Raw genomic sequence first — 11,586 nt, 5'->3', positions numbered from 1 at the left:
AAAAACGCCCTAGATTCTAAAGTCGCACAGAATGAAGCACATTTAGGGCGTAATGTAGAAAGCAAAGATGTCTCGTTGAGTGAAAGCAAACATCTAAATAAAGAAGTTATAGAAACTTTCATAGATTCTAAAGGTAATACACAAGAAATCACAAAAGAAGTAGCACAAACATGGATGAATACTTTTGGATTAAAAAGCATTAATGATGAAGCAGTAGTAAATGTAGCAAAAGAGGTCCGCCAAGCCATAGGGAAAGACATTAAAGTAAATAGAAAAGACTTAGAGAAATTAATCGAAAATCATAGAGAGCAATATATCCCACAAATTAAAGAAACTTTTGAGACACCACATGTAGCCTTTATTGATGAAAAAAGTGATTTATTAATGGGTATTTCGCTAGATGATAAATTGTTTTTTGTAAATGTAAGTAGAGATTATGGAAAAGATTTTTTAAATGTTACGCTGAGTCCAAAGAAGAACAATAACCTATTAAATAAGTTGCAAAATGCAAAACAAGTAATTATAGACTACCCACCGAACTTCGGGATTCCACAGCCCAATCAAGCTTCTACAGGTTTCCTTTCCTCCACCAGCATGGGTAGCAAACACAATCCTACCCAAAAAACATTAACGCGTCAAGAAGCAGATGAACTTTTTTCAAACTTTCAACAAGCAAATAAAAACTACGCACAAATAAAAGAGTCTTTAAATGATAAATTTGCCAAAGCCCTAACAAAAGGTATGAATAAAAAAGACTTAGATTCAAGACTTACAATAGAGCAGTGGAAACAAAGAGTGCTAGACACACAATGGGGCGATAGTGTTAAAGGCTTAGAAAACACAATATTTAAAAACTTTAATCCAAGAATGCACTTAACATATTGCTATGAGTTTTCATTAATGCGTTACATTTAGGACAAATTATAGCCGCAATATCTTCAGCACTAATGCAATCACTTTTTGCTTGATGGTATTTCACATGCCCGCATTTTTTACATACATAAAATACAGGTTTTGGTTGTATCATAATAAATGCTCCAGAAAGTTATTTTGATAGAGTATTTGATAAGTGATTCTAGTTTCATTTTATATGGTATTCAATATGAATTAAACAATTTTATATTTTTTCAATTTCAATTAATTCCGCTTCACTCTTTCGCAGTGCCACTTGTGTGCCATTCACATATACACTATAAGTGTGTTGCCACATTGAGACATATCCAAGTCGCACAGAAGCCCCTTCATAAATACCTAGAGAGTGCAGTCTTTGTACGAGTAGATTCTGCATATTACATACAAACTTTATCCTATATGTTTCATTGTGTTGCATATCAAGCAAAGTCATAATCACCACCACAATAATGTCTATTTTCAAAGTAAAAAACTCTGTAAAATGGTAACATAAAAATATAAATTCGCAATCTTTATGCTACAATTTCGTTTTTAAGGTTACAATAAGCAATGAGACCTTGTTAGTGATTATGCCAGAGCGATTTATAAGGAAATATTATGAAATTTCACCAGCATATCTCTGTTTTGCCTACTTATGAAGTTGGAAAACCACTAGAGCTTGTTATGCGTGATTACAATATTGAGCCACAAAATATTATTAAGCTTGGTAGCAATGAAAATCCACTAGGTGTTTCACCACTTGCAAAGGAAGCAATTCTTGAGAATGCGTGTAATGCATATATATATCCCGATGATTCTTACTATGAGCTTAAAGAATCTCTAGCGAAAAAGTATAATGTAGAAAGCAATCAAATCATTATTGGCAGTGGTAGCGACCAAATAATTGAGTTTTGCATACATGCAATTTGTGATAAAAATACTAAGGTGCTTATGGCAAAAACGACTTTTGCAATGTATGCTATCTATGCAAAGCATTGCAATGCTACTATTTTACGCACACCTGATTTTTTTCATAATCTAGATTCTATGTTGCAATATTATGAAGCACATAAGCCTAGCATAATCTTTTTATGCACACCCAATAATCCGCTTGGAGAAGCGTTGCCTAAATCTCAAGTGATTGATTTTTTAAAAAAAATTGATAGAGAGAGTCTTGTAGTCCTAGATTGTGCATATATGGAGTATTGTGCGTATAAAGATTCTAATTATGCGATTAGACCTAAGGATATTATAGGTTTTCCAAATGTAATTTATCTGGGGACTTTTTCTAAAATATATGGATTAGGTGGTATGCGTGTTGGATATGGTATCGCAAATAAGGGCATAATTGATATGCTAAATAAGATAAGACCACCTTTTAATATCACGACTTTAAGCCTTAAGGCCGCTAGTGCTAGTCTTTTTGATGAAGAGTTTTTACTAGATTCTGTTAAGAATAATTTTAGTGAAATGGAAAAATATAAGCATTTTGCAAAGCAATATGAGATTGATATTTTGGAATCTTATGCAAATTTTGTTACTTTTATATTGCATAATAAGTTAAATTCTACTAAAATAAGCAATTTGTTATTACGGCAAGGAATTGTTGTGCGAGATTTGGCAAGTTATGGACTTAATGCCGTGCGGATTACCATTGGAATCCCGCAGCAAAATGACATTGTCATACAAAAATTAACAAATATACTACAAGATTTATAAATATTTTAAGGAAGGTAAGTTTTGGATTTTAAAGCGATATTTACGCAGTTACAAAATTTAATTAAAAAATTAAATCGAAAACAACAAATTGTTATTCTTGTAACTGTTGTTGTTTTTGTTGCTTTTTTATCATATCTCATTGTATCCTCTTTAGGTTCAAAGAAGGGGGATAGTGTCGATGGTTTTGGGATTCTCTTTTCAGCTGAGAATCCAGCAGATGCAGGGTCTGCGATAAGCTATCTTAAGCAGCAAAATATCCCTTATAAAATGATTAATGACAACACTATTGCAGTGCCACAAGACCAAGTCTTTGTTTTGCGTAATGAGCTTGCCGCACAGGGCATTATAAAAGGCAGGGTTGATTATGATATTTTTAATGAAAATAGCTTTGGTGCAACACAAAGTGAATTTGATGTTAAAAAACTACGTGCAATTAAAGGACAATTAGAAAAGACATTAATGGCATTAGCCCCCATACAAGATGCAAGAGTTGAGATTGCAGAACCAAAAGATGATGTGTTTGTAAAAACTCGTGCTGTGCCTAGTGCAAGTGTAGCATTAACGCTTAGAGATGGCATGACGCTTACACAGAATCAAATCTTTGGTATTCAAAACCTTATTGCAAATTCATTCAATGGGCTTAAACCAGAAAATGTTATCATGGTGGATCAATATGGTAATCCACTAAATAAACGCGATGAAGCAACCATTGAAAACGAACAGGCATTTAAAAACTTTGCTTATAAGGTGCAGGCAGAACAAGAGATTGCAAATAAGATTAGACAATCATTAAGCAGGCTTGCTGGTGGCACAGACAGAATGACTGTGAGTGTGAATCTAGACTATGACTTTGGTAAGCAAGAAAGCACGGAAGAAATATATAGTAAAGAATCTGCTGTTGCAAGTGAGTCGGGTAAAGAGATAGAGAGAAAAGGACTTGCACCAAAAGATCCGGGTGGCGTCCCGGGTGTTATTAATAACATTGCCGAAGTTAAAGACTTAGATTCCAATAATAGAGAAGAGTATAGAGAAAGTCAGTTTGTTAAAAACTATATGCCCGACAAAAAGACAACGACTATGCGATTGCAAACCCCCCAACTTAAACGCATGACTGTTGGTGTTGTGATTGATGGAACTTATACTGAAGAGACAAATGAAGAAACGGGCTTTATTACGATGAAATATACCCCAAGAAGCCCAGAAGAGCTTGCAGAGATTAAAAAAATTGTCGAAGCAAGTTCAGGTTATGATGAAAGTCGTAATGATATTGTAAGCGTTATTGCTGGACAGCTTAATGCTATTGGTTCTGGCACACCACCATTAACAAACTTTGAAAAAGTAGCCCAAGCGGTTGAAAAATATCTCGGTCCATTTATGCCGCTATTGCGATATGTGCTTGTTGTTATCGTGCTATTCTTCTTCTATAAAAAGGTTATTGCACCATTTGCGGAGCGTATGCTTGAAGTGCATGAAGAAGAGGAGACAGAGAAACAACCGCTATTTGACTTTGATGATGATGATGATACGCTAAATAGGGCGAATGAAATGCGTAAAAGAGTGGAAGAGCAACTTGGCATTGGCGGTGGATTCAATGAAGATGCTGTAAAATATGATGTGTTGTTAGAGAAAATCAAAGAAGCAGTGAGAACGAAACCAGATGAGATAGCAGGTTTAATCCAAGCGCTCATACGCGATGAAATCGAAATGAAATAAGGGGCAAAAATGGCAATGACCTTAACTCCAAAGCAAAGAGCTCAATATGATGAACTCTCTATGTCTGAAAAAGTAGCGATTCTACTCATTCAAGTCGGTGAAGAAATCACAAGTGAAGTATTCCATCATTTAGATATAGAATCTATTACTGAAATCAGTAAGCATATCATGCAATTAGGTGGCACAGATAAGGCTGTGGGTGCTGCTGTATTAGAAGAATTTTATACTATCTTGCAGTCTAATCAATATATTAATTCTGGCGGTGTTGATTATGCAAGAGAATTGCTGATGAAGACACTTGGACCAGATATTGCAAAGAGAGTGCTTGATAAACTTGCAAAAACTATGCAATCTACCAAGAATTTTGGTTATTTGGATAAGGTAAAGCCGCAACAACTTGCCGACTTTATTGTAAATGAGCACCCGCAGACAATAGCCCTAATTCTAGCACATATGGATTCTGGTGGTGCAGCGGAAACCTTAGGATTTTTTACAGATGAGTTGCGTGCAGAAATTTCTATTCGTATGGCAAACTTAGGGGACATTTCGCCTTCTGTTGTAAAGAGAGTATCAGCGGTGCTAGAGCAACAAGTAGAATCTCTTACAAGCTACAAAGTCGAAGTTGGCGGTCCTCGTGCTGTTGCTGAGATGTTTAACCGCATGGGACAGAAAACCGCAAAGGCTACATTAGCACAGATAGAGCAAAGAGACGAGCAACTTGCTAATGAGATTAAAGAAATGATGTTTACTTTTGAAGATATGATTAAGCTTGATAAGTCTGCTATCATTGAGATTCTAAAAGTTGCAGATAAGAAGGATTTAGCATTGGCATTGAAATCAAGTGCTGATGAGTTGAAGCAAAAGTTTATGAGTAATATGAGTTCGAGAGCAAGTGAGCAGTTTGCTGAAGAGATTCAGTTTTTAGGTGCGGTTAAAGTGCGTGATATAGAAGCGGCACAAAGAAAGATTATTGAGATAGTTCAGAATCTCTCAGAACAAGGCTTAATACAATTAGGAGAACAAGACGATGTTATCTCGTAATCACAATCTCATACAAGATGAACAAAAAGGTGATCACTCAATTAATAAATATGAATTTAAAGCTATTGTGCCTTTAGAGATTCAGACAAATACAGATTCCACTGAAAATACAACCGATGAGCAAAATGTAGAGCAAGTGAATGCATATCGTCCGCCGACTATGAACTCTTTAGAAAAAGAGTTAATCGAAAAGCTATTGCATAAAAGTGATGAGTTATCCGGGAATCTTGCAAAGCTTGAAATGCAGTTTGAGAAAAATCAAGTAAGCATGCAAGAAACACTTGAAAAAACAAGCGATGAGTCATATAAAAGGGGATTTGAAGAGGGAAAAAATGAGGCAAAACAAGCGATGGAAGCAGAGATACAAGCAGAGCGTGAAAAGATAGTGCAATCATTGATCACTTTAGAAAATACACTAAAACAATCACAAATCCATCTTGAAGCCCTTGAAAAAGAGTTAAGTTCCATTGCTATTGATATGGCAAAAGAAGTTATAGTAAAAGAAATTGAGGAAAATTCACAGCGAGTTGCTTTGGAACTTACAAGATCTTTACTATCAAATATTATGGAAGCAACACAAATTGGTATTAAGGTCAATCCTATTGATTATGTGTATTTGAAGGAAAACCTAAAGGATAAGGAGAAAATACAGATTGAAGCGGATAATGCTATTTCTCGTGGTGGCGTTGTTATCTCATCAAATCTTGGTAATCTCGATGGAAATGTAATGTCTCGCTACAAAATGCTGAAGCAGTCAGTGTTGGATAATTTAAATGATTAGAATCTAGGATAAAAATCATGGCAATTTTATTTCCTGCAATAGATTTGTTAGGCGGAAAGGCTGTGCGTTTAACAAAGGGTGAGAAAAAAAGTGCTAAAGAGTATGGTAATGCCCTTGATTTTGCGAAATATTTTGAAGATTGCGGTGCAAAATGGCTTCATATAGTGGATTTAGATGGTGCGTTTGAGGGAAGTCCAAAAAATCTTAGTGTCATAGAAAATATTGCAACTGAAACTAACCTGCAAATACAAGTTGGCGGTGGAATTCGCACTGAAGACACTATAAAAAATTACCTAAATGCTGGTGTATGTCGCACGATTTTAGGCTCTATTGCCCTGCAAAATCTAGATTGGACTATCTCAATGGCAGATAAGTATCCAATCGCTTTAAGCATAGATTCTAAAGATGGCAATATTGCTACTCATGGTTGGGTAAATGTGAGTGAAATAAAAGCAATTGATTTTGCCGCGAAACTAAAAGGCAGTAGTGTGCAGGCAATAGTTTGCACGGACATTCAACAAGATGGTATGCTTTCTGGTATTAATTTTGCTTTGACCGAAGAGATTGCGGAAATTAGTGGCATTTTTACCATCGCGAGTGGTGGTTTTTCTGGACAGAAAGATTTAGATATGTTGCATAATTACCCAAAAGTTGGTGGTGTAATCATAGGAAAGGCATTTTATGAAGGTAAGCTTGATTTTAAAAATGTAAAATTTTAATCTTGGTTATTAAAAGTATGTTATAATACACCAATGAAGATTTAATTAATTTATAAGGAGCAAACATTGAAATTGCTTGTAGTTGATGATAGTTCTACGATGAGACGGATTATTAAAAACACTCTTCAAAGACTTGGTTATGAAGATATTTTAGAGGCTGAGCATGGAGTTGAAGCTTGGAATCAGATGAGTACCATTGAGGGTATTAATGTCTTGATTACAGACTGGAATATGCCAGAGATGAATGGCTTAGAGCTTGTAAAAAAAGTGCGTGCAGAAGAAAAGTATAAAGATATTCCAATTATTATGGTAACAACTGAAGGTGGAAAATCAGAGGTTATAACTGCGTTAAAAGCAGGAGTTAATAACTATATTGTTAAGCCTTTTACACCACAGGTTTTAAAAGAGAAACTAGAAGTTGTGCTAGGAATTAACGAGTAATTGTTTGGCTTTCTAATACCCATTCACGCTTATCTAAAGAGACATTACATAAGCGTGAGAATTGTAAAATCCTATTAGAATAAATAAGAATAGTTCGCACCTAAGAATACTTGAAACCCTATGATATTTTCTGTCGCTTTTGAGTGTGTAACGACACTTTTTGTTGAAAACTCAAACTGATGATGTCTTGCCACAAGTGTCCTAACTCCAAAGTTTAGCCCTATAGTAACACCACTAAAACTTGGAATATTCATGTTTTGAATCGTAAGTGCGCTACCGCCCGGATACAGCGTAGTCATATATCCAGCCCCCATGCCGACATATATACCAACTCTTTGAGATTCTGTGCTAGTGAAATCATGTAAAAAATCCATATTTATATCACCAATCATGGTAATACCAGACACTTTTAAATCACCAAAAGCATAACTTGGTGCACCAAAAACACCACCAATGCTAAGGTAATATCTCATGCCATTTTCTCTATCGAAATATCTCTGTCCACCTATACGCAGATTGAGACCAAAACCCGCATTAACTTGCATTGTCTCTTTAGCTGGGACACCGCCTTGCCCAGCGTTACCACTAATTGTTAATCCTGTATTTGTAAGTGCTCCAACAGAACCACCAAAATCAACACCAAGAAAAAAGCCATTCCCTTTACTATCAGCAAATGACATATTGACACAAATACAACTTGCAACAACAACACTCAATAGATGCTTTTTCATACATATCCTTTATAAAAAATCCATAACATAATCGTTCATTTACACTTTTTTTAAAACTATAAAATACAGATAACACATTTTTTTGCTACCACCACAATAAATACAAATAATTATTTTATATATTGGTCTAGCAGTTATATAGCTTTTAATCCCACAAATAGCAATATATAAAATATTTAGAAGCTCTCATAAATCTATATTTTGGATTACAACAACAAATGACAAAGCAATATTAAGTTTTTTTTGGTGAATTAGTTGTTAGAATCTTATTTGTGCGTTGCTTCAAATTAATGAATATAATGAATTTATAGCAATGTGCTAAGATTTGTGCCGATAAACTCTCGCCCTAACTCCTTAGCACACTCAAACACGCTAAAACTCCCACTTGCTGGATCAAGCACCAAATCGCCCTTATTTGTGCAAGATTCTATTAAAGCTTTTTGCAATCCCTTGGGCTTTGAATGCGGATGAATCTTTAGCTCATCATTTGGAATCTTCTCACTCCACACATCGCGGATATTATGCAATCGCCAAGTATTTTTAGCCTTTATCGGTGCTTTTTGCAAAACCAGCAGATACTCGCTCTGTCGCCTTGTGCGATAGCCCATACCCATTTTGAGCTTATCCCAAGTGATGAGATCTACCACCTGCAAACTTGTTTGTTCCACCCACGCTTTTACCCCCTCGCATAGATGAAACTTATCAATCCACAGCATCAAATAACAGCCAGGCTTTAGCACTCTATCAATCTCGCATATAAAGCTTTGAATCTGTTCTTCACTCATCTGCACAAGCTCACTTCTGCCTTTTTGTCGCTCCCCTTCATTCCCATAACGCATTTTATCAAGCACCCCACGATACTGCGGATCAAAAAAGCACAAATCAACACTGCAAGATTCTAAACTCCCCATAAGGTCTAAACCATCAATATTAAGTCTAGTATTTAACGGATATGTTGTTTTAGATTCCATAATTATGCCTTTAACGACAATGCGTGGTTTTGTAATTCCTGATACAAACAGCTTGTATCTTCTGTGAATATTTGAGATTATAACATAAAGTTATGACAGCTTTAAACCATCATAAATAAGTAAAACCGCCGATTTAGCTTTAGTGCAAAGCTAAAAGGATTATACATGAGAAAAAAGGCTGCTGCTCTTGCCTATGAAGAGTATAAGGACCATGCCCCTCGCGTTGTTGCAAGTGGGCATGGGAAAATCGCAGAAGCAATCATTGCCAAAGCAAAGGAGTATCAAGTGCCACTTTTTTGCAATGCTGAACTCGTTGATTCTCTTATAAAAATGGAAGTAAATAGCAATGTACCCGAAGCATTATATCAAGCTGTTGTAGATGTGTTTATATGGCTACAAAATACAGAAAATACCGCACATATCAGTAAAAAATTAGAGTAAATATAATTACCTTGTAAATTCATGATTTATGTTTTATAACCCACTAATCAAAATAACCTTAAAATCTTCCATAACACACAACTCGCATAGAATCTATTTTTACATTTTTTAGCATTATTTACACACAATGACATAAAAACATAAAAAACCTATGAAGTTATACTAGATTTAAACCCATATAAACAAGCGTTATGCATACACAATGGATATTCTTATCTCATGATATTTTATCCTTAAGCCAGTTTTTGACTTTATCAAAACATGAATCAATGAAGCTTTTATAAGGCTTGCTTGTATCCCCAAAGCTTTCTTGCAGTTTTAACACAAGGTTTTGCTGCTCTTCATTGAGATTTTGCGGATAGGTGATTTTTATTTGTGCGATAAGCCTGCCCTTTTTTCCGCTATTAATATCTGGCACACCTTCATTTTGAAAAACGAACTGATGTCCATGTGCGGTATTTGGTGGAATGTTTAACTCTGCTTGTCCGCTAAGTGTGGGAATCTCTATTTTACCGCCAAGCACAATCGTGGTAAAAAACACAGGGACTTCCATATACAAATCATTGCCATGACGCACAAAATGCTCGTCTTCTTTCACAACCACTTTGATATAGAGATCGCCTCTCACACCGCTTTTTACTTCATTCCCCTTACCACGATATACAAGCTGATTGCCATTATCAATACCCGCTTTTACTTCTAGCTCAATCGTCTCTTTTACACGCTCAAAGGCATTTCCATGACATTTAGTGCATTTATCAACGATGATTTTGCCCGTCCCCTCACAAGTAGGACATGCAACCTGCATTTGTATAATAGACTGCTGCACGACAACCCTACCGCGACCATTACACCTATTGCAATCCTGCATTTTGCCATCTTTTGCCCCAGTGCCACTACATGTTTTACAATAGCTTTTATACTCCGTTTTAATCGTCTTTTTACAGCCAAACACAGCTTCCTTAAAGCTTAGATTCAGTCGCAATACATAGTCTGGATCAAAGGCATAATGCTCTTGTGTATTTGACTGACCCCCTCCAAAGAAATCCTCAAATATACTGCCAAATATATCACTAAATCCACCACTAGAGCGAGAAAAGCCTTGTGATTGAAGTCCATCTTTACCATATCTGTCATAAATTGCCCTTTTTTCACTATCGCTTAATACTTCATAAGCTTCATTAATCATTTTAAAGTTTTCTTCTGCTTCTTTGTCATCTGGGTTTCTGTCAGGGTGGTATTTTAATGCAAGTTTTCTAAATGATTTTTTGATTGTATCATGGTCTGCATCTCTGCTAATCTCTAAGATTTCATAGTAATCCATATCTAATGACGCCAAAATACATACTCCAAAAGTAAAATAAGGCTTTCATTATATAAAAAAAAAGATAACTTTGCTAAAACTTATCACTTTTTTGCTAGAATCCCCCGCATGAAAAACTATCAAAATAACTTATTTTCTTTTAATACACTTGTAAATGCCCTTGAAAAAATGCCAACCATAGGCAAGAAAAGTGCGCGTAAAATGGCTTATACACTAGCTATCGAAAACGCTCCGCTAGGATTACAAATCGCACAGGCGATCCATGATTGCATTGCTACGATTGAAAAGTGCAAGGTTTGCGGTGCGCTTAGTCATGGTGAGATTTGCCATATTTGCCTTGATTCTACTCGTAAGAATGGCACACTCTGCATTGTGTCTCACCCAAAAGATGTGTTTTTGATTGAAGATATTGGCGAATTTCATGGGGTATATTGCGTAATTGAGGACTATAAACATTGCGATTTCACAGATCTTATACAACGCATTCAAGATGAGAATATAGAAGAGGTGATATTTGCATTCATGCCCTCACTTGAAAGCGATATGATTGTCATGTTTATACAAGAAAAGTTAGCGGATTTATGCTTAAAATTTAGCAAAATCGCACAAGGTGTGCCATCAAATGTAAGCCTTGATAATATCGATCATTTCTCTTTAGCAAGAGCATTTAACGCACGAGTAAATGCGTAGAGTTTGGGTTGCTTGGGTTATTAAATATGCCATCATAATTCTGTGATTATATTTGCAGAATATCTTGCATGAAAGACATAAGATTTAGTATTGTGGTTATTAGAATCTTATTTGCTTTTTTATA

The 11,586-nt window shown here is 35.5% G+C and carries 13 protein-coding genes; 9 read left to right on the top strand and 4 right to left on the bottom strand.

Features of this window, described 5'->3' with window-relative positions:
* Positions 1–915: hypothetical protein (locus C6H08_RS09575; RefSeq protein WP_158656855.1), on the top strand; the 915-nt coding region annotated here is incomplete at its 5' end.
* A 202-nt stretch (positions 916–1,117) separates the two neighbouring features.
* Here C6H08_RS09575 and C6H08_RS09570 read toward each other — a convergent pair.
* Positions 1,118–1,375 carry a FeoA family protein gene (locus C6H08_RS09570; protein WP_034562694.1) on the bottom strand — a complete coding sequence of 86 codons (258 nt, stop codon included), beginning with the start codon at positions 1,373–1,375 and terminating at the stop codon, positions 1,118–1,120.
* Positions 1,376–1,509: 134 nt separating this feature from the next.
* Here C6H08_RS09570 and hisC point away from each other — a divergent pair, with 134 nt between their 5' ends.
* From hisC to C6H08_RS09540, 6 genes are all read left to right on the top strand, one after another.
* Positions 1,510–2,610, top strand: coding sequence for a histidinol-phosphate transaminase (gene hisC / locus C6H08_RS09565; RefSeq protein WP_034562693.1), 1,101 nt, complete (start codon positions 1,510–1,512; stop codon positions 2,608–2,610).
* 21 nt (positions 2,611–2,631) lie between these two features.
* The gene (gene fliF, locus C6H08_RS09560; protein WP_034580037.1) at positions 2,632–4,323 is read left to right on the top strand and encodes a flagellar basal-body MS-ring/collar protein FliF; all 1,692 of its coding nucleotides are present in this window, start codon (positions 2,632–2,634) and stop codon (positions 4,321–4,323) included.
* A 9-nt stretch (positions 4,324–4,332) separates the two neighbouring features.
* Positions 4,333–5,364: a flagellar motor switch protein FliG gene (gene fliG, locus C6H08_RS09555; RefSeq protein ID WP_034562690.1), complete on the top strand. Its 1,032-nt coding sequence runs from the start codon at positions 4,333–4,335 to the stop codon at positions 5,362–5,364.
* Complete coding sequence (fliH, locus tag C6H08_RS09550) at positions 5,351–6,145, top strand: flagellar assembly protein FliH (RefSeq protein ID WP_004088976.1); 795 nt, start codon at positions 5,351–5,353, stop codon at positions 6,143–6,145. Before fliG ends, fliH begins: the two co-directional genes overlap by 14 nt.
* A 17-nt stretch (positions 6,146–6,162) precedes the next feature.
* Positions 6,163–6,864, top strand: a complete 702-nt coding sequence (hisA, locus tag C6H08_RS09545) for a 1-(5-phosphoribosyl)-5-[(5-phosphoribosylamino)methylideneamino]imidazole-4-carboxamide isomerase (protein ID WP_034580036.1) — start codon at positions 6,163–6,165, stop codon at positions 6,862–6,864.
* 66 nt (positions 6,865–6,930) lie between these two features.
* Entirely contained in the window at positions 6,931–7,305 is a 375-nt protein-coding gene (locus C6H08_RS09540) for a chemotaxis response regulator CheY (RefSeq protein WP_004088980.1), read from the top strand.
* A gap of 74 nt (positions 7,306–7,379) precedes the next feature.
* Here C6H08_RS09540 and C6H08_RS09535 read toward each other — a convergent pair whose 3' ends face one another.
* Positions 7,380–8,036, bottom strand: a complete 657-nt coding sequence (locus tag C6H08_RS09535) for an outer membrane beta-barrel protein (RefSeq protein WP_034580035.1) — start codon at positions 8,034–8,036, stop codon at positions 7,380–7,382.
* A 305-nt stretch (positions 8,037–8,341) separates the two neighbouring features.
* On the bottom strand, positions 8,342–9,007 hold the full coding sequence (locus C6H08_RS09530; RefSeq protein ID WP_034563910.1) for a DNA-methyltransferase: 666 nt from the start codon (positions 9,005–9,007) through the stop codon (positions 8,342–8,344).
* 165 nt (positions 9,008–9,172) lie between these two features.
* On the opposite strand from C6H08_RS09530, the gene C6H08_RS09525 reads away from it, so the two are divergent.
* On the top strand, positions 9,173–9,448 hold the full coding sequence (locus C6H08_RS09525) for an EscU/YscU/HrcU family type III secretion system export apparatus switch protein (protein WP_034563912.1): 276 nt from the start codon (positions 9,173–9,175) through the stop codon (positions 9,446–9,448).
* Between the two features lie 217 nt (positions 9,449–9,665).
* On the opposite strand, the gene dnaJ is transcribed toward C6H08_RS09525, so the two are convergent.
* Positions 9,666–10,787, bottom strand: a complete 1,122-nt coding sequence (dnaJ, locus tag C6H08_RS09520) for a molecular chaperone DnaJ (protein WP_077389208.1) — start codon at positions 10,785–10,787, stop codon at positions 9,666–9,668.
* A gap of 93 nt (positions 10,788–10,880) precedes the next feature.
* On the opposite strand from dnaJ, the gene recR reads away from it, so the two are divergent.
* Entirely contained in the window at positions 10,881–11,462 is a 582-nt protein-coding gene (recR, locus tag C6H08_RS09515) for a recombination mediator RecR (protein ID WP_034563915.1), read from the top strand.
* Positions 11,463–11,586: the final 124 nt, after the last annotated feature.

It is taken from the genome of Helicobacter bilis, assembly GCF_900198365.1.
Classification (GTDB): domain Bacteria; phylum Campylobacterota; class Campylobacteria; order Campylobacterales; family Helicobacteraceae; genus Helicobacter_A; species Helicobacter_A bilis_B.
This window is presented reverse-complemented; position numbering and strand designations above follow the sequence as displayed.

What these genes read in the sequence shown, in the direction of transcription:
- hisC (WP_034562693.1), top strand. Translation starts at nt 1,510, where the DNA reads ATGAAATTTCACCAGCATATCTCTGTTTTGCCTACTTATGAAGTTGGA.
- fliG (WP_034562690.1), top strand. Translation starts at nt 4,333, where the DNA reads ATGGCAATGACCTTAACTCCAAAGCAAAGAGCTCAATATGATGAACTC.
- fliH (WP_004088976.1), top strand. Translation starts at nt 5,351, where the DNA reads ATGTTATCTCGTAATCACAATCTCATACAAGATGAACAAAAAGGTGAT.
- hisA (WP_034580036.1), top strand. Translation starts at nt 6,163, where the DNA reads ATGGCAATTTTATTTCCTGCAATAGATTTGTTAGGCGGAAAGGCTGTG.
- C6H08_RS09535 (WP_034580035.1), bottom strand. Translation starts at nt 8,036, where the DNA reads ATGAAAAAGCATCTATTGAGTGTTGTTGTTGCAAGTTGTATTTGTGTC.
- C6H08_RS09530 (WP_034563910.1), bottom strand. Translation starts at nt 9,007, where the DNA reads ATGGAATCTAAAACAACATATCCGTTAAATACTAGACTTAATATTGAT.
- C6H08_RS09525 (WP_034563912.1), top strand. Translation starts at nt 9,173, where the DNA reads ATGAGAAAAAAGGCTGCTGCTCTTGCCTATGAAGAGTATAAGGACCAT.
- recR (WP_034563915.1), top strand. Translation starts at nt 10,881, where the DNA reads ATGAAAAACTATCAAAATAACTTATTTTCTTTTAATACACTTGTAAAT.